Here is a 16,999-nt window from a genome sequence, read left to right on the forward strand (position 1 = left end):
TGGAGGCGGCTGTGACCGATCTTGATGACGCTCTCCGGCTCGCGCGGATGCTGGACCGGGAGAAGCGGCCGCTCGAGAAGAACGACGCGTACTTCGAGGGTGAGCAGCCTCTCCGGTTCCTCTCGCCGATCCTCGAGAAGGAGCTCGGGTTCCGTCTCTCTCCGATCGTGATCAACCTGGCGCTGTTCGCGGTCGACGTGTACGACAACCGCCTCGACATCGAGGGGTTCCGTGTCGGGTCTGGCGCGGAGGTCGATGACGAGCTGTGGGAGACGTGGCAGGAGAACGAGGGTCCGTTCATCTCGCAGCAGGCGCACCGCGAGTCGCTCGCTCTCGGGCGGGCGTACGCGATGGTCGGCGCCGGCGAGAGCGCTGATGACGCCCCGGTGATCACGATCGAGTCGCCGTTCGACGCGATCCACGAGGACGACCCCCGCACCCACAAGGTGCGTCACGGCCTCAAGCGGTGGACAGACCTGGACAAGACGAAGTGGATGACGCTGCTCCGCGGCGACGGGTCCTCGATCACCTGGCGCCGGAAGGGCCGCGAGTGGGTCGAGGAGACGGGCGACGCGACCGAGGCGAACGAGCAGAAGCTGTGCGCTCTGGTGCCGCTCGTCAACGACCCGCGCGTGCTCGGGCGGGCTCGTGCGGGGAAGTTCGACCAGCGACTCGGCCGGTCGGTGTTCCACCCGATCATCAGCCCGCTCGACGGGCTGAACAAGTTCGCGAGCGACATGATGGTGTCCGGCGAGTTCCACGCGCTCCCGCGCCGCTGGGCGACGGGCCTCGACGAGGACGATTTCGTTGACGAGGACGGGAAGCCTCTCAGCACGTTCTCGATGATCGCGGGCCGCATGTGGTCCACGGATAACGACAAGGCGACGTTCGGTCAGTTCCCCGAGGCGGCGCTGTCCAACTTCCACGAGACGATCAAGCTGCTGATGCAGATCGTCGCGATGCAGCTGGGCCTGCCGGCGCACTACCTGCTGTTCCAGGGCGACAACCCGCCGTCAGCGGACGCGATCCGCTCGTCGGAGGCGCAGCTGGTGAAACGGGCGGAGCGGAAGCAGCAGTCGCTGTCGACCCGGTGGGAGCAGGTGCAGCGGCTGGTGCTGATGGAACTCGGCCGGTCGGGTGAGGCGCGTCCGAAGATGATCGAGACGGTGTGGCGTGACCCGTCGACGCCGACGATCGCGCAGAAGGCTGACGCGATCGTGAAGCTCGTGCAGGCGAAGGACAGCTCGGGCCGTTCGATCCTCCCGATCGAGCAGGCGCGCAACGACCTCGGCTACACGGACATCGAGCAGGGCCACATGCGCGACTGGGATCAGAACGCGATCCAGGACGCGCAGCTCACCGCGGCGATGAGGGAGCTCGATGATGCTTCCCAGATCGTCAGCTGACCAGTACCGGGTTCAGCAGGGGATCAGCACGAAGACGGCCGCGGCGGTCGGCAAGCTGTGGCGGCGGATGGGTGATGACTTCGACCCCTCGTGGGAGCGGGTCGGGCCGCGGATCCTGTCTGTCGTTGAGGCTGGGCGGCGGGCGGCGGTAGCTCAGGCGATCCCGTACACGTCGGAGGTGCTCCGGGAGACGGGACAGCTGGATGAGGCGGTCGGGGCGCTCGCTCCGGACGCGTTCCTGTCTGCGGCGCCGGACGGTCGCGACCTCGAGTCGCTGTACGCGGAGTCTGTCGTGAAGGCGAAGACGGCCGTGGGGCAGGGGATGACGGCAGGTGCTGCGCTAGCGCAGTCGGGCCGGTGGCTCACGATGGTGACGCTCACGACCCTCGCTGACACGCGACGGATGGTGTACCAGGCGGACATCATCCAGCGGCCCACGGTGACGGGGTTCGTCCGGATGCTGAACCCGCCGTCCTGCTCGCGCTGCATCATCCTCGCGGGGAAGTGGTTCCGGTGGAACGAGGGCTTTCAACGGCACCCGCGGTGCGACTGCCAGCACATCCCCGCGTCGGAGAACGTCTCCAGTGACGTCCGCACGGACCCGTACGAGATGTTCAAGTCGATGTCGAATGAGCAGCAGGAGGCGGCGTTCGGCCGTTCCGAAGCTCGCGCGATCCGTGAGGGCGCGGACATCTACCGGGTCGTGAACCAGTCGGTGCGGAAGCTCCCGACCGCGAACTCCGCGATCGACCGCATCTACCGCACCGCGGGGACGCGGACGAACGCGATCCGCATGCTTCGCGAGCAGGGGTTCATCCTTGATCGCGGGCAGGTCGTCGTACCGCTGTCGCCCGGTGTGCGGACGGACGCGCAGGTCCTCGCCGCCGGCCGTGGCCGCGGCACGGTGGCGATCGCAGGGCGCACGCTCACGACGAACCGTGCCGCCCGCTTCGACGCCGTCGCGACAGGGGAGAGGGACGTGCTCCGCCGGTCCACGATGACCGCCGCGGAGCGCCGCCTGTATGACGCGCACTACCGGTTCGAGTACGCGCTGCGCACCGGCACGATCCCGAGGGCGATCGGGCCGTCCAGCGCCGACCGGTTCGCGAACCCGATCCCCGCTACCCCCGAACGTCTCGAAGAGCTCCGCGCGGTTCTGCAGCGGCAGGTGGCGGGGCTGTTCGACCGGGGCAAGCCCGAGTCTGTGCGCCGTCTGGCGCGCGCTCTGGGCCTCATCTGACGGGCGGCGTCCACGCGGCGCCGCCCCACATTCTCCCCACCGCCTGGTGGAAGCGCTACGCGAGCGTCTCGCGGTGCCCGACGGGGCTTAAACGGGGCCGACGGGCCGTAAACGGAAAGGTCACACACGCATGAAGCGCAACGCATTCGGTCAGCTCATCTACTCGCCGTTCCTCCGGTTCGCGGTTGAGGGTGGCGAGGGAGGCGGTGGAGGCGACGGTGCTGGCGGCAACGCTGGCGACGACGGCTTCAAGCCTCCGGCATCGCAGGAGGAGCTGGACCGCATCATCGCCCAGCGGGTCGCTCGCGCTGAGCGGAACGCCCGCGAGGACGAGCGCCGCAAGCTCGCGCCCAAGCCCGAGGACAAGCCCGCGGGCAAGGACGACGACAAGGGCGGCGAGAAGCCGGCTGGTGTCTCCGGGGATGACGTCGACAAGCGCATCGCTGACGCGCTGGCGGCGAAGGACCTCGAGCTCGCTCTCGAGCGAGTCTCCGACCGTCTCGACAAGGCGCTCGAGGGGCGCGCGTTCTCCGCGTCGAAGCTGTTCGCTCTCGACCGGTCGCAGTTCGTGAAGGACGACGGGAAGACCGTCGACGACACGAAGATCGCGGACTGGGTGAAGGCGAACTCGACCGAACCGGCGGCGCCCTCGCGGCGTCTGCGGGCTCAGGGAGAGCGCGGCAGCGACGTCGTCGGCGGCAGCGTTTCGGCGGGCCGTGACCTCTACGACGAGATCCACAAGAAGAAGTCTGGAAAGGACTGATCATGCCCAAGCTCCGCACGGAGAACTTCGGCGCCGGTGATCAGACGTGGCTGGGATCGACGCACGGCATCCGTAACGCTCGGACCGCCGTCATCGACATCAGCACGTTCACCGCTGCCACGCACTACCCGGACGGCTACCTCCGTTCCGGCACGGAGGTCAACGCCGCCAATGAGGCCGCTGTGACGCCCTACACGGGTGCCGCAGGGGAGCAGCTCGGCTACCTCCTCACCGACCAGAAGGTGAACGGCGCTGAGGACTTCGGCGCGCCGATCCTCCGCCACGGCATCATCAACATCTCGAAGCTGCCGATCGCTCACGTCGCATCGACGGGTGCGAGCGAGGCCGGCTTCACGTTCGTCGGAGGTAACGCCTGATGGCTCTCTGGACTGATCTCATCGAGCCCGCGGACCTCACGGGGTACGCGCGGGCGTCGCTCGAGGACTACGAGGCGTCGAAGGGCACCCTCGCGCGCTTCCTCCCCAACCGGGAGGTCGCGGACACGGTCGTGCGTTTCATCTCGGGACGCAAGGGCCTGGTCGAGGAGGCGCGTTACCGCGCCTACGACGCCGAGCCCGAGGTCGGCAAGGGTGAGCCCGGCAAGCGGACGATCCTCGAGATCCCCGCTGTCGGTCAGAACATCCCGGTGTCGGAGTACGAGCAGCTGCGCACCCGCAACTCGGGTGGCGACGCTGGCGACGACCTGATCCGTCGCTCGATCTTCTCCACCACGGACCGCGTCGTGCGCGCGGTCGCGGACCGCGTCGAGCGTCTCCGCGGCATCGTCCTCGACACGGGCATCGCGACGATCCCCGAGCTCGGCGCAGCGGACAACTTCGGCCGCTCCCCGTCGCACTCGGTGACGGCGCCGACGCTCTGGTCGGACCCCACCGCGGACCGTCTCGCGTTCCTCGAGCAGATCTCGGACGTCTACACCGCCTCGAACGGTGTCGACGCGGGATCGATCGTCATGTCCAAGCGCGTGTTCCGCGCGCTGGCCGCGGGCGACCAGTTCCGCATCCAGCTGAACAACGGCGCCTCCCAGCCCGCCACGGCGGACCAGGTGCGCGGTCTCGTCACGGGAGCCGGCCTGCCGGACATCATCCTGTACGACCGTCGCACCGCGTCGGGCAAGGTCATCGACGACTCGAAGCTGTTCCTCCTGCCCGCCCCGGTCGACACGGACGACTGGGAGGGCACGGAGCTCGGCGCGACGTTCTGGGGTCAGACCCTCACGTCGACCGACGAGCGGTACGGCATCGAGCCGGCCGAGCAGCCGGGCATCGTCGCGGGCGTGTACCGCGGTGAGAAGCCGCCGCTCATCGCCGAGGTCATCTCGGATGCGATCGCCATGCCGGTGCTCGCGAACGCGGACCTGAGCCTGGCGGCGAAGGTCCTCTGACCCGTCGGGGCGGGGCGTCGTCTGGCGTCCCGCCCCTTCACGGAAGGACATGAACATGGCGAAGATCCGCGATGACTTCGAGGGCATCACGATCGTCCGTGTCGGGACGGTCGACAAGATCCTGAAGGCCGGCGACAAGGTCCCGAAGGGCGTGACGGTGGGCGACCACCTGCTCGCCCCGAAGGGCACTGACGCGGAGCCTGCACAGGAGCCGCAGGAGCCCGCTGGCGACCAGACCGGCGACACCGGGACCGGCGACCAGGGGACGGGCGACGAGGGAGCTCAGACGGCGCTGACCGCACCGCCGAAGGCAGGTGCAGGGTCTGGCACGGACGTGTGGCGCGCGTACGCGGTCGAGGCGGTCAAGGCGAACGGCCTGAACGTCGAGATCCCGGAGGGCGCGACCCGCGCGGACATCATCGAGGCGCTCGAGGCGGCTCAGATCCCGACGGAGTGACCGATGGCCTGGCCGACCGTCACTGTCGCTGATGTCGAGTCCCGGTGGCGAGAACTCACTCCCGAGGAGAGGTTGGTCGCGGCCAAGCGCATCGCTGATGCGGAGGCGGAGCTTCGGATGGAGCTGCGCCTCCGCGGCGTAGACGGGACACCCACGTTCGCGACGCCGGAAGAGCTCGCGGACTGGACGAACCTGTACATCGCGACGGTCGTGGAGTCCGTCAAGCGGGTGCTGGTGAATCCGGACGGGTGGCTGGAAGAGCGGGAAGAGATCGACGACTACGGTCGCACCCGCCGCCGCGACCAGACCGTCTCGACCGGGCTGCTGTACTTCTCCGACGACGAGATCGACAAGCTCGTGCCGCGCCGGCGCCGCAAGCGTGGTTCGTTCACGATCCACCTGGGGCAGTCGTGATCGGGTTCACCCCGGACATCCTCACCAGGGGGCGGGAGCTCGCCCGCACGAAGATGCGCGCGACCGTCGTCATCCGCCGTGAGGGCGATCCGGTCCGGAGCGAAGAGACCGGGGAGCTTGAGCCGACGTGGACGGTGATCTACCCGGCGGGGCCCGCTGAGCTGCGGATCGGGGACAACGACCCGCGCAACGGCGACTCGGTGGGCGAACGGTTCTCCGTGCAGGGGCCCGTGGTCGCACTCCCGGTCGACGGGGCCGAGGCTGCCGCTTCCGCTGCGGTCGAGTTCGACGACGTGGGCGAGGTGCTCGCGGACCCCGACAATCCGGCGAACGTGGGGCTCCGGTTCCGTGTCGACGGGCAGCACGTCAAGTCGCTCGGCACCGCCCGCCGCCTCCCCGTCGAGGTGCTCAGTTTCGCGTGAGAGGAGCCGCCGATGGCTGACGAGATCCGCATTGACAACTCCGACTTCTCGAAGCTGAGCGCCGACCTCGGTGACGTCCCGGAGAACACCGGGAAGTACGCACGGCAGGCGATCGAGGTCACCGCCCGGAACGTGCGGGACACGGCGCGGGAGAACGCGAAGGGCATGGACCATGCGCCGGCGTTCCCGTACTCGATCACGTACGACATCGGCGCGACCACGAACCAGACGGTCGCTCAGGCGGCTGCGTCGGTCCTCACCGGCGCGACGCAGGCGACCTCGTCGACGCTGTTCGCGGAGATCGGGCCGGACAAGGACCGCCCGCAGGGAGCGCTCGGCAACCTCATCGAGTACGGGTCGGTGAACAACCCGCCGCAGGGCATCATGCACGGCGCCCTGCAGGCGAACGAAGCCGACTTCGAGAAGGGCATCGACCGGGCTGTCGATGACGCGCTGAAGGGCCTCGGGCTGTGACCGAGCCCGACCTGATCGAACGGCACGTGAAGCCGCTGCTTGCTCGACTCCGGTCGGACATGCAGCTCGCGACGTCCGTGTTCGAAGGGGACGTGACGGGGGAGCCCACACGGTACGTGAACGTGTGGCACGACACCGGGTTCTTCGAGACGCGCACGATCCTCGGCGAGCACCAGGACGTCGACATCACCTTCACCATCCACGCGGTCGGGAACGACCGGTGGCAGGCGACCTGGGTCGATGGCCGCGTCCTCGCGCTGCTCAACGATCACATCCTCACCGTGCCCGGCAGGCGGTGCTTCGCGCTCGCTCCGGCCGGTACCCAGCCGGTCACGAAGGACACGACGGTGAGCCCGCCGAAGTTCTTCGCGGTGCGGCGCTACATCCTCCATTCGATCCCAGTAAGGGAGATCCCATGACCCGCTACATGCGCGTCAAGAACAAGGTGACGGGTCACGAGTTCGACCTTCCCGTGGAGAGCTTCGACGACTCGAAGTACGACGCGGTGAAGTCGGACCGGTACCCGGAGACGAGCCGACCCCGGCGACCCTTGCCGAACCTCAGCAAGGGCGGCACCGCCGCCCGCCGTAACGCCAGCCCCGTGGACACCGAGAAGGAGAAGTAAGCCATGCAGCGCATCCCTACCGCCGTGCCCTCGCTGGGCACGCGCCGCGCAGTGTTCATCCCGGGCACCGTCGGCAACATCGAAGCGATCACAGTCACCGAGGTCACCGCGGGGGAGAACATCTCCTGCTACCTGACTCGGCAGAACGGGTTCCAGTCGGGTCTCACGGAGAACGTGACCGCCGACGCCCGGTACTGCTCCGTGCAGGACTTCGAGACGCCGGGCACCGTGTCCCGCACCCTGAACGTGCAGTACACGTTCAACCTCGGCACCCCGGCCGATGACGAGGCGCGCATCGCGCTCGCGCAGGGCACGGTCGGTGTCATCGTCCACTTCCTGCAGGTCGATGAGGACGCGACGACGTTCGCCGTGGGCGACTGGTACGAGGCGGTTCCCGTCCGTGCCGGGGTGCAGGCGGTTGTCCCGGTCGAGGACAACGCCGTCGATCGCATCACGCAGAAGCTGTTCGTCACCGGCGAGTGGGTGTCGTTCCGCCAGCTGGTCGCGGCGTGACCGGGTGTCCGGGACCGTATCCGCGGTCCCGGACACCGATCGCCAACCGCGTTTCCGGGAGGGACAGCCATGAACCAGGAACTTTGGCGCGCGATTCCCGGCTACGAAGGCCTCTACGAGGTCAGCAGCGCCGGCGAAGTGCGCAGTCTCGATCGGGTGAGGGCGTCGGACGGTGCGCTCATCCGTGGTCGGGTGCTGAGCCAGGGGCAATACGGCGGGTACCGACAGGTGAACCTGTCACGCGGCGGTGTTGTCACGAAGCATCGCATCCACTCGCTCGTTCTCTCCACCTTCGTGGGGCCTCGCCCACACGGCGCGGAGGGTTGCCACAACGACGGTGACCCGTCGAACAACCGACTCGAGAACCTCCGGTGGGGCTCTCGGTCCGCCAATGCGATCGACTCGGTGCGGCATGGCACACATGGGCGCATCCAACGGACGCACTGCCCGCGTGGGCATCGTCTCGAGGTGCCGAACCTCGTTTCGACCTTCCTGAAGCAGGGACGCCGGAATTGCCGTTCCTGCGCTGCTGAGCGAAACCGAGCACGCCGCGCTGGCGAGCCGTTCTCGCAGGATCGCGCGGACGCGTTCTTCAAGCAGCTCGTCGCCTGACGCCCTCTACTCCTGCCGCCCGGTTACACGGGGCCGGGCGGCAGGTTCTCCCCGTGCACCCGTGACAACTTCCAAGGAGTGACCCGTGTCTGATCTTCTCTCTCGTCTCGAGTCCCGCACGATGCCGTCTCAGGACGTGCTGATCTGCCTCGACTTCGACCTCCTGAACGCCCGCGATGAGGCCATGGCCGGCCTGTCCCGGGCACAGTCCGCTGCTCGCTCGCAGAAGCAGGTCGAGGACGACCGCCTCGCGGGCGGCACCGCTGAAGCCCCGATCGTGACGGCCGCGAAGCAGCTCGTGGCCGAGCTCGAGGCGCAGATCCGGGACGCGTCGATCACGCTCCGCATCCGTGGCGTCGACCGGCACACGTACAACGGGTGGATGCTCGAGTGCCCGCCCCGCAAGGGCCAGGACACGGGCCGGTTCAACCCGGCCGTGTTCTTCATGCACGCCGCGAAGAACAGTGCCGTGTACGTGGACGCGCAGGGCGACGAGCACCCGATCTCGGATGACGAGTGGGCGGCGATCAACAAGTCCCTGACCGACGGTGAGCACGACCGGATCGCGCAGGCGGTCATCAACGTGAACCGCACGTCGGGGCAGGTCGATGTCGCCCCTTTCGTGAACGCCTCCGAGAAGACCGTGGACTCCTTCGGGATCTCCGGGTCGCGCGCTCGCTCGGGATCGCGCCGCGCCGCCTCTGGGGCTGGGAGCCGAGCGAAGTTCACGAAGAGCTCGTCGACGAAGAGGGGCGCCGCGTCGTCCGAGTGACGCGCGAGCCCGAGTTCGACGCTGAGCAGCACGCGCTGCTCGCGGCTCTCGAAGAGCACGAGCGTGGGCTGAATCAGTACGGCATCCCGTTGGATGAAGCGACTTCTCCTGACGCGGATCCGGACAACCCGCACGCGAAGTTCCACTACGACGTGCGCGTGCTGCGTGACTTCTCCGCTTCGGCTGTGGAAGCACGCGAGCAGGAGTTCAAGGAGCATCCGTCACGGGCGCGCATCTTCGCGCCTGTGCGGGTCGATCACTAGTCGGAGAACTGGTTGATGAACCAGCCGACGATGCCGGCGACGAACCCGATCGCCGTGACCGTGCCGCCGAGCACGAGCATGCCGCTCTGGTCGAGGACGCCTGCCATGACGAGCACGACGATCCCGACCGCGACGACGGCCATGCCGATTCCGGCTATCCGCGCCCCGAGCTTCGCCATGCGCTGAGCATACCCACTGACGGGAGGTCGACATGGCCGATCGGTCCGTCAAGGTCAGTCTGATCCTGCAGGCGCAGGGCTACATGCAGGGCATGGACGCCGCTTCCCGGAAGACGCGGGAGACGGGCACCGAGCTCGAGAAGCTCGCGCAGAAGCGGGACAGCTTCAACCAGCTCGGTGCGGCGGCTGTCGGGTTCGGCGCGGCGGTCGGTGTGGGCGTCGGCATGGCCGTGTCGTCGTTCATGGACTTCGACCAGCAGATGTCCGCGGTCCAGGCGGCGACGCACGAGACAGCCGCGAACATGGATCTGCTGCGCGATGCGGCGATCGACGCGGGCGCCCGGACCGTGTACTCCGCCTCCGAAGCGGCGGGCGCGATCGAGGAGCTCGCGAAGGCGGGCATCGCGACATCCGACATCCTCGGCGGTGGGCTGGATGGCGCCCTCGACCTCGCCGCGGCCGGGGGGATCGAGGTCGCACGTGCCGCGGAGATCGCCGCGTCCGCGATGACCCAGTTCGGGCTGAAGGGCACGGACGTCACGCACGTCGCGGACCTTCTCGCCGCGGGTGCGGGGAAGGCGCAGGGCGGCGTCGAGGAGATGTCGGACGCGCTGAACCAGTCGGGTCTGGTCGCGGCTCAGATGGGCCTCGACCTGGACGACACGGTGGGGTCGCTGACGATGTTCGCATCGGCCGGTCTGCTCGGGTCCGACGCCGGAACCAGCTTCCGGAACATGCTTCTCCGGCTCGCGAACCCGACCGGTGAGGCCGCCGATCTGATGAAGGAGCTCGGGCTCGACTTCTACGACGCGCAGGGCCAGTTCATCGGCATCGAGGGCGTGGCAGGGCAGCTCGAGACGCGACTGAAGGGTCTGACGGAGGAGCAGCGGAACGCGGCCCTCGCGCAGCTCTTCGGGCAGGACGCGATCCGTGCCGCGTCGATCCTGTACGAGGGCGGCGCGGAGTCCGTCGAGAAGTGGACGAACGCGGTCAACGACGCCGGGTACGCGCAGGAGACCGCCGCGACGCGACTTGACAACCTCAAGGGCGATTGGGAAGAGCTCACCGGCGCGATCGATTCGGCGTTCATCACGATGGGCTCCGGAGCGAACGGGCCACTGCGCGAGCTTGTGCAGGGTCTGACCGGGATGGTCAACGACTTCAACGCGCTCCCGGACTGGATGCAGCAGGTCGGCCTGATGGCTGGTGGCGCGGCGAGCGGTATCGGTCTGCTCGCTGGCGGGGCGCTGCTCGCGATCCCGCAGATCGCGGACTTCAAGGTGGGCCTTGAGACTCTCGGGCTCACGGGCGACAAGGCGAAAGGCCGGCTTGCTGGCCTCCGCTCGTTCCTCATGGGCCCGTGGGGCATGGCGATGGTCGGCGCCGTTCTCGGCGTCGAGGCGCTCAAGTTCGCGATCGACCAGGTGTCGGCGTCGTCGGAGGAGATGCAGAACAGCCTGAAGACGGCTGGTTCCGCGTCGGACATCATCTCGACGGGCGGGCAGGGGTCGCAGCTGAAGTACTGGCGCGACACGGCCGCTCAGCTTCAGGACCTCGACGGTGTGCTCGAGCAGTCGATCGCGCAGTGGCAGAACCTGTGGCTCCGTCTCACCCCTCAGGGTGCGGACACGAGCGCCGCTGAGCGGACGCTCGCCGGCATCGGTGAGGAGCTCGGCGCGCTCGCGCAGTCGGATCTCCCGGCGGCACAGAGGGCGTTCCAACTGCTCGCGGACGAGACGGACGGTTCGTCCCGGAAGCTGTGGGCGCTGCTGTCGCTCATGCCGGACTACAAGGACCAGCTGGTCGAGGCGGCGACGGCGCAGGGCATCAACGTCACGGCGCTGTCGGAGGCGGAGAGGCAGCAGACGCTGCTCGCGCTCGCTCAGGAGCAGGTGACGGAAACGGGCGTCGGCGCTGAGGAGCAGGCGCGCGCACAGGCTGACGCGCTCGCCGGGCTCGAAGGGGCCGCGGAGGACGCGGAAGGCAAGGTGCAGTCCCTCGCGGACGCGATCCGCGGGTTCGGTTCCGCGGAGATGGACACCCGTTCCGCGCACCGGGAGTTCGAGCAGGCGGTCGATGACCTGACGGCATCGATCGAGGCGAACGGCGGCATTCTGGACCGGTCGACGGAGGCTGGCCGGGAGAACGAAGCCGCGATCGACGCGCTCGCGCAGCGGACGCTCGATCTCGCCGCGGCGACGCTCGAGCAGACGGGCAACGAGGAGGACGCGGCACGCGTCATCCGGGATGGGCGTGCCGCGCTCGAGGAGAAGCTCGAAGCGTTCGGGATCACGGGCGAGGCGGCGCAGGCGTACATCGACAAGCTCGGGCTGGTGCCGGAGAACGTCGACACGGCCGTGACGCTGACCGGTGTCACGGAGGCTGAGTCGGCGCTCGAGTGGCTGGCTCGGACGCGTGAGTCTCGCATCGTCGTGTGGGCGGAGGACGGCGAGTCCGGCCGCATGGGGAACCGGATCATCACACCGAACGCGACGGGCAACTACTTCTCCGGCGGGAAGCCGAAGGAGTTCGCCGCGGGCGGGTACGCATCTGGGATCTACCCGTACACGCCGGGCGGGATTCACAAGTTCGCGGAAGCGTACGACGAGGCGTACATCAGCCTCGACCCGGCTATCCGGGAGCGGTCGCTGGACATCTGGGAGCAGACGGGCGTGGAGCTCGGCGCGTTCCGGCCGGCGCCGGAGTACGTGCTCGCGGGTGGCGGTGGCGGGCGTGAGTCGGTCACGTACGCGCCGGTCATCAATCAGCGTCCTGGTGTGTCTGACCGGCGTATCGCGCAGGTCGCGCAGGAGGAGTTCGCATTCGGACTCGGGTGAAGTCGAGAGGGGGCCGTGATGGCCGATGAGTTGCTGATCACGACCCCTCTCGGCTTCATGGCGTACGGGCATGAAGCGCCCGGCGTGCGCTGGACGGTGTCGAAGCTGACGGGCTGGATCGAGCGCGGTGGGGTGAAGCAGAACCGCGAGGAGCGGCCGTGGGGCGACGGGGATTTCCCGGCGCCCACCTTCCGGCAGGCGAGGCTTCCCGCGTGGGAGGGGCTGTGCTTCACCCACTCGGGAGTTGAGCAGCAGAAGGCTCAGGAGCTGCTCGAGGCTGTGCTCGGGAACGGTGCTCTGACACGGTTCTCTGTGCAGGCTCCTGCTGGGCTGACGTGGGCGGACGCGCAGTTGGATAGCGAGCCGACGTTCGAGCCTGTCCGCTACGGGGAGGCGCTGAGGTACCGAGCCCGCATGTACGTGCCGGGCGGCTACCGGTACGGCGAGGAACGCACGTCGGCTTCAGGGCAGGTCGCGTTCCACCGTGGGACGGCTGACGCTCTCCCTAGTTTCGAGGTGACCGGGTCGATGCCGTCCGGGTACGCGATCCAGTCACCCCTGGGGACGTTCACCGTCACACAGGCGCTCGCGGCCGGGCAGAAGCACACGATCGACTTCGCCGACGGCGGGCTCGTGTACCGCAACGGCGTCCTGCAGCGCGGCGTGTACGCGCACCCGCGCAATATCTGGGCGGTTCCGAAGGGGCCGGGCATCGAGCACACGCTCGTGCCCGTGTCGGGCTCCGGGTCGCTGGTCGTGAAGGTGACCGACACGTTCTGAGGGGGTCGCATGGACCGCGGATGGACGGCATACATCCATGAGGTGCGGTCCGGGCAGATCGAGATGCCCGTGGAGCTCTCCCGGAACAGCGCGACGACGATGCTGACCGGTGAGGGCACGGGGACGCACACGATCCGCGCGCATGGGATCTCGCGGACGCTGCTGAAGGAGATCACCGACGGCAACAGGTTCGGGATCGCGATCGGGTGGGCGGACGACCCGACGTACTGCGCCTACCAGGGTGTGATCCAGGCGCGCCGGCTCATCGATGACACGGGCGAGTGCGTGCTCCGCACCCGCGAGCTCCCGTCCGCGATGTTCGATGACCGCACGTTCTTCGGCGTGAACCAGTACGACCCGGTGAACGGGGCGCTGAACGTCCTCAACAAGTCGTACGAGGGCGCGGTGCGAGCGTTCCTGCAGGCGTGCATGGCGCCGTCGAGCGAGTGGCTGTTCCCGATCGACCTTCCCCCGGATGGGGCGGGGACGTTCACGAAGAAGGCTCGGCACGAGGAAGAGCTAACGCTTCACACGCTGCTGAACATCGTGCGCGCGATGGGGCAGGAGATCGACTTCCGCCCATACTTCTCGGGCGACCAGGTGCGGTACCGGACACGGGTCGCAGCGAAGATCGTGCACTCCGCGGTCACGGACCTCGCTGCTCGCGCGCCGGGGTCGATCGTCACCGGGCTCGAGCGCGAGGACGACTGGACCGACGAATACACCGGCGTCGGTGTGTTCGGAAACGGCCAGGGCCAGGTGCGCCCGTACGCGTACGCGCCACAGACCGGGTCGGGCGCAACGCTCAAGCCGGTGCGGGACTCGTTCGTCACCTACCCCGACATCGAGGTACCTCAGGGGCACCCGGACGACCCGGCCAGCATCGCCGCGGAAGCCGCCGCGATGGCCCGCCTACAGGACGCCGCGAACGCGGAGTACGCGAAGCACAAGGGCCCCACCGAAGCGACGAAGATGCAGCTCGCGATCTGGGGGCAGGGGCCGCAGATCGCGGAGCCCGGACGGATCCTCGACCTCTGGTCATACGGCGGGCTCGCTCTCGACGACGGCCTCACACGCAAGCGGGTCACCGGTCTCCGGTTCGACCTGTCCACGATGATCAGCCCGGAGGTCGAGGACTATGCCGCTTGATCCTCTGGCCAAGATCCGCGAGACGCTCGCGAAGCACGACGCGATGCTGCGGTCCCGGTATCTCGAGCGGTCGTCGATCACCGACGGCATGATGACGTTCATCCGCGGGCGACTCCGGCTCCTCGGGGGCGCGGTTCTCGAGATCGTCGGGAACGTGGTCGGCTCAGGGATCTTCAACTGGTCCGGGCCCTGGAACATGTCCGGCAAGGGCACGATCACCGGCAACGTCGACTCCACCGGCGTGTGGAACCAGGACGGTGACGCGAACTTTACCGAGGACGTCACGATCCAGAAGACGCTCGACGTGTCCGCCGAGACCACCCTGCGAGGCCTGACGAAGCTCCTCGCGGATCTCGTCGTTCAGTCGGGCGGGCGCATCATTGTCGGCAACGTCACGATCTCTCCGAACAACAACGGCACGATCACAGTCGGCGTCGGGAGCGCCCGGGTTGTGGTCGAGGGATCGACCGGGAGGATCCGGGCGGGCAGCCTCACGATCGACCCGACCGAGGGCGGCGGGGCGGTCGTGTTCGACAATGGCGCCCAGGTGTACTCGAACCCGACGAACAACCAGATCGAGATGTTCTCCGGTGATGTCCACGTCACTCTCCGCGATGGGCAGGCAGCCGTTGCCTCGGGAACCAAGTCGATCATCCTTCAGGAAGCCGGCAACCCGAACCTCGCGGAGGGAATCTACGCTGTCGGTGTCCCGAACGGGGCCGGGGGCTCCTACCTGGGCCTCGACTCCAACAACCGACTCGTGAAGCTCTCGAGTGGAGGCGGAGGCGACCCTGGCAACCCTCCGGCGGGAAACCCCGACGGATACATCTGGCCCGCGGATCCCGCGGTCTACGGAATCTCCGACGACTTCGCCGCGCACGTCGCTCGCGGGTCCGCGGAGCCCGGAGTAGACGTCATGACCCCTGTCGGGGCGCCGCTATGGGCGCCGGGGCCTGGGACAGTCACCGCGGTGCAGACGAGCCCTGCAGGAGCGACGGGACGCTATGTGACGTTCGTGACGGATGCCGGCGACTGGTTCCGATTCCTGCACAACTCGAGCATCGTCGTTTCCGTCGGGCAGCACGTCGAACAGGCCACCCTTCTGGCTTACACCGGAGGCTCCGGTTTCGGGTCGGAGGCGTACTACGGGCCCCACACGCACATCTCGTTCAAAGCGGGGTATACGGGCTCGTTCCCAGGGGCGAGCGCTCTCGACGACTTCGAGGCCTACATGGCAGCCGCTTAGTCGGCGTACTCGGCGCAGACGTAGTAGCCCGCGTCGGTCGCGAACTGCTCGAGCTGTTGCTTGGTAGCACCAGAGAACGATGCCACGGTGTCGTAGTCGCCCTGAGCCCGGGCGGCGCACACGATCTGAGCCTGCTCGAGGATCTCATCGGCGGACAGCTCGAGGTTCGCGAGATCACGAGTCTGCGTCATGAGGATGAGCCCTTCCTCGCCCGCGCTGTGTGTGGGTGAGGGCGACGGGGTCGGAGTGCCCGTTGGCGTCGGCTCCGCAGTCGGCACCGCGCTCGGGGTCGCATCGGGCGCCGGCGTTTCGGTGGCCGCGATGGTCTCGACCGGCGCGGGGGAGTCCTGCGTGCTGAGGGCGTAGGCGCCGATCGCGCCGCCGCCGACGAGGACCGCTGCGGCGGTGATGGTCGTGGCGAGGGTCGCGCGCTTCATGAGTTCTCCCGGACGTCTTCGGTGATGAGCAGGCGGATGCGGCTGCTGGGTGTTTGCCCGTTCTCGCGGGCGAGTTGGGTGAACGCCTCCCAGAGGTCGTCCTCGATTCGGACCTTGCGGATCGGGGTCTCTGGCATGCGACAACTGTAGGCCCAGTGTGGCCACAAATCAAGGAGGATTCCATGCCACTCGTGACGATCACTGGGAACCTCAGGGACCACGGGCTCAAGGTCATGCCAGCCCAGTTCCAGCAGCGACTGTGGTTCAAGCCGAACAAGGGTCACATCCGGAGCTCGTATGCGATGGATGGGGACCGGGTGTACGCGGACCTGCAGTCGTCGGGGGCGTTCTCCGTCGATGTGTGGTCGGAACCGTCTGACCCTGACCTTTGGTACACGCTGTGCACGGACTGGCTGCCTCCGGGGCAGGAGCTCGAGCCGACCGAGGAGCGGGCGCGCGGCTACTTCGAGTGGCCCGTGAAGATCTTCCCGGACGTCGGGGGGCCGATCGGTGACCTCGTCGACATCATTCAGGGGATCGGGCTCGTGTACGTCTCGACCGACGTGCACGCGGGGATGTCGCCCGTGCCCCGCTACCAGTTGGCTTACAACCCGTCGACGACGTGGCTTTATCTGAGGGAGATCTCATGGTGACTGAGAAGCTGACGCCCATCAGCTACCTGCGTGGGCCGGAGGGCGCGAAGGGCGCGAAGGGCGACACGGGGACGTTCGCAGACGCGAACGCGGTGTCGGTGCCGGCGAATCAGCCTGCCGAGGTGTTCCTGACGGGCCCGGAGACGGCGAAGGTCGCGAACTTCCGCATCCCGCGGGGCCTTCCGGGTGTGAACGCGGTCGCGGCGGACGAAGCGTACGCGACGTACGTGGCGGCGCTCGATTCCCAGACCCGCGCGGCGCTGGAGAACGTGTTCACCCCGAAGGGTGTGTTCTCGGTCAACGTGGAGGACGTCGGCGCACCGATCGACGGGGCGGGTGATGCGGGTGCTCCGAT

General features: G+C 68.1%; 24 protein-coding genes. 21 read left to right on the forward strand and 3 right to left on the reverse strand.

Annotation, left to right across the window (positions count from 1 at the left end):
- The first annotated feature begins 11 nt into the window (after positions 1-11).
- From ACWXWW_RS03435 to ACWXWW_RS03505, 15 genes are all read left to right on the forward strand, one after another.
- Positions 12-1,406, forward strand: a complete 1,395-nt coding sequence (locus tag ACWXWW_RS03435) for a phage portal protein (RefSeq protein ID WP_455968753.1) — start codon at positions 12-14, stop codon at positions 1,404-1,406.
- Entirely contained in the window at positions 1,381-2,646 is a 1,266-nt protein-coding gene (locus ACWXWW_RS03440) for a hypothetical protein (protein WP_455968755.1), read from the forward strand. The genes ACWXWW_RS03435 and ACWXWW_RS03440 overlap by 26 nt, the downstream gene beginning before the upstream one ends.
- Positions 2,647-2,776: 130 nt before the next feature.
- Positions 2,777-3,409, forward strand: a complete 633-nt coding sequence (locus tag ACWXWW_RS03445) for a hypothetical protein (RefSeq protein WP_455968756.1) — start codon at positions 2,777-2,779, stop codon at positions 3,407-3,409.
- Positions 3,410-3,411: 2 nt separating this feature from the next.
- Complete coding sequence (locus ACWXWW_RS03450; protein ID WP_455968758.1) at positions 3,412-3,786, forward strand: head decoration protein; 375 nt, start codon at positions 3,412-3,414, stop codon at positions 3,784-3,786.
- Positions 3,786-4,811: a major capsid protein gene (locus ACWXWW_RS03455; RefSeq protein ID WP_455968759.1), complete on the forward strand. Its 1,026-nt coding sequence runs from the start codon at positions 3,786-3,788 to the stop codon at positions 4,809-4,811. The genes ACWXWW_RS03450 and ACWXWW_RS03455 overlap by 1 nt, the downstream gene beginning before the upstream one ends.
- 55 nt (positions 4,812-4,866) lie before the next feature.
- Positions 4,867-5,268, forward strand: a complete 402-nt coding sequence (locus ACWXWW_RS03460) for a hypothetical protein (protein ID WP_455968761.1) — start codon at positions 4,867-4,869, stop codon at positions 5,266-5,268.
- Between the two features lie 3 nt (positions 5,269-5,271).
- Positions 5,272-5,682 carry a hypothetical protein gene (locus ACWXWW_RS03465; protein ID WP_455968763.1) on the forward strand — a complete coding sequence of 137 codons (411 nt, stop codon included), beginning with the start codon at positions 5,272-5,274 and terminating at the stop codon, positions 5,680-5,682.
- Positions 5,679-6,104 (forward strand): DUF6093 family protein, encoded by a 426-nt coding sequence (locus ACWXWW_RS03470; RefSeq protein ID WP_455968764.1) that lies wholly within the window; start codon positions 5,679-5,681, stop codon positions 6,102-6,104. The genes ACWXWW_RS03465 and ACWXWW_RS03470 overlap by 4 nt, the downstream gene beginning before the upstream one ends.
- 12 nt (positions 6,105-6,116) lie before the next feature.
- Positions 6,117-6,578, forward strand: a complete 462-nt coding sequence (locus ACWXWW_RS03475) for a hypothetical protein (protein ID WP_455968766.1) — start codon at positions 6,117-6,119, stop codon at positions 6,576-6,578.
- Entirely contained in the window at positions 6,575-6,997 is a 423-nt protein-coding gene (locus tag ACWXWW_RS03480; RefSeq protein ID WP_455968768.1) for a hypothetical protein, read from the forward strand. The genes ACWXWW_RS03475 and ACWXWW_RS03480 overlap by 4 nt, the downstream gene beginning before the upstream one ends.
- Positions 6,994-7,203 carry a hypothetical protein gene (locus ACWXWW_RS03485; RefSeq protein WP_455968770.1) on the forward strand — a complete coding sequence of 70 codons (210 nt, stop codon included), beginning with the start codon at positions 6,994-6,996 and terminating at the stop codon, positions 7,201-7,203. Before ACWXWW_RS03480 ends, ACWXWW_RS03485 begins: the two co-directional genes overlap by 4 nt.
- A gap of 3 nt (positions 7,204-7,206) precedes the next feature.
- Positions 7,207-7,716: a phage tail tube protein gene (locus tag ACWXWW_RS03490; protein WP_455968772.1), complete on the forward strand. Its 510-nt coding sequence runs from the start codon at positions 7,207-7,209 to the stop codon at positions 7,714-7,716.
- Between the two features lie 69 nt (positions 7,717-7,785).
- Positions 7,786-8,328, forward strand: coding sequence for an NUMOD4 motif-containing HNH endonuclease (locus ACWXWW_RS03495; protein WP_455968774.1), 543 nt, complete (start codon positions 7,786-7,788; stop codon positions 8,326-8,328).
- An 85-nt stretch (positions 8,329-8,413) separates the two neighbouring features.
- The gene (locus ACWXWW_RS03500) at positions 8,414-9,100 is read left to right on the forward strand and encodes a hypothetical protein (RefSeq protein WP_455968776.1); all 687 of its coding nucleotides are present in this window, start codon (positions 8,414-8,416) and stop codon (positions 9,098-9,100) included.
- A complete protein-coding gene (locus tag ACWXWW_RS03505) occupies positions 9,097-9,363 on the forward strand; it encodes a hypothetical protein (RefSeq protein WP_455968778.1) in 267 nt (88 codons plus the stop codon). Before ACWXWW_RS03500 ends, ACWXWW_RS03505 begins: the two co-directional genes overlap by 4 nt.
- Here ACWXWW_RS03505 and ACWXWW_RS03510 read toward each other — a convergent pair.
- Positions 9,360-9,542 carry a hypothetical protein gene (locus ACWXWW_RS03510; RefSeq protein ID WP_455968780.1) on the reverse strand — a complete coding sequence of 61 codons (183 nt, stop codon included), beginning with the start codon at positions 9,540-9,542 and terminating at the stop codon, positions 9,360-9,362. The two genes, ACWXWW_RS03505 and ACWXWW_RS03510, sit on opposite strands and share 4 nt — an antisense overlap.
- Before the next feature lie 32 nt (positions 9,543-9,574).
- Here ACWXWW_RS03510 and ACWXWW_RS03515 point away from each other — a divergent pair, with 32 nt between their 5' ends.
- Genes ACWXWW_RS03515 through ACWXWW_RS03530 form a run of 4 tightly spaced genes read left to right on the forward strand, consistent with a single transcriptional unit; the run spans position 9,575 to position 15,554 of the window.
- Complete coding sequence (locus ACWXWW_RS03515; RefSeq protein WP_455968781.1) at positions 9,575-12,379, forward strand: phage tail tape measure protein; 2,805 nt, start codon at positions 9,575-9,577, stop codon at positions 12,377-12,379.
- An 18-nt stretch (positions 12,380-12,397) separates the two neighbouring features.
- Positions 12,398-13,159, forward strand: a complete 762-nt coding sequence (locus ACWXWW_RS03520; protein WP_455968782.1) for a hypothetical protein — start codon at positions 12,398-12,400, stop codon at positions 13,157-13,159.
- Positions 13,160-13,168: 9 nt separating this feature from the next.
- A complete protein-coding gene (locus ACWXWW_RS03525; protein ID WP_455968784.1) occupies positions 13,169-14,308 on the forward strand; it encodes a hypothetical protein in 1,140 nt (379 codons plus the stop codon).
- Positions 14,298-15,554 (forward strand): M23 family metallopeptidase, encoded by a 1,257-nt coding sequence (locus ACWXWW_RS03530; RefSeq protein WP_455968785.1) that lies wholly within the window; start codon positions 14,298-14,300, stop codon positions 15,552-15,554. Before ACWXWW_RS03525 ends, ACWXWW_RS03530 begins: the two co-directional genes overlap by 11 nt.
- Here the strand turns inward: ACWXWW_RS03530 and ACWXWW_RS03535 are convergent.
- Together ACWXWW_RS03535 and ACWXWW_RS03540 are read right to left on the reverse strand one after the other, a co-directional pair.
- Entirely contained in the window at positions 15,551-15,991 is a 441-nt protein-coding gene (locus ACWXWW_RS03535; protein ID WP_455968787.1) for a hypothetical protein, read from the reverse strand. The genes ACWXWW_RS03530 and ACWXWW_RS03535 overlap by 4 nt on opposite strands.
- On the reverse strand, positions 15,988-16,128 hold the full coding sequence (locus ACWXWW_RS03540) for a hypothetical protein (protein WP_455968788.1): 141 nt from the start codon (positions 16,126-16,128) through the stop codon (positions 15,988-15,990). Before ACWXWW_RS03540 ends, ACWXWW_RS03535 begins: the two co-directional genes overlap by 4 nt.
- A gap of 45 nt (positions 16,129-16,173) precedes the next feature.
- Here ACWXWW_RS03540 and ACWXWW_RS03545 point away from each other — a divergent pair, with 45 nt between their 5' ends.
- The gene (locus ACWXWW_RS03545; RefSeq protein WP_455968789.1) at positions 16,174-16,644 is read left to right on the forward strand and encodes a hypothetical protein; all 471 of its coding nucleotides are present in this window, start codon (positions 16,174-16,176) and stop codon (positions 16,642-16,644) included.
- Positions 16,638-16,999 (forward strand): hypothetical protein (locus ACWXWW_RS03550; protein ID WP_455968790.1); only part of this gene is annotated, 362 nt, incomplete at its 3' end. The genes ACWXWW_RS03545 and ACWXWW_RS03550, both read left to right, overlap by 7 nt.

Source organism: Microbacterium sp. KNMS, assembly GCF_053851835.1.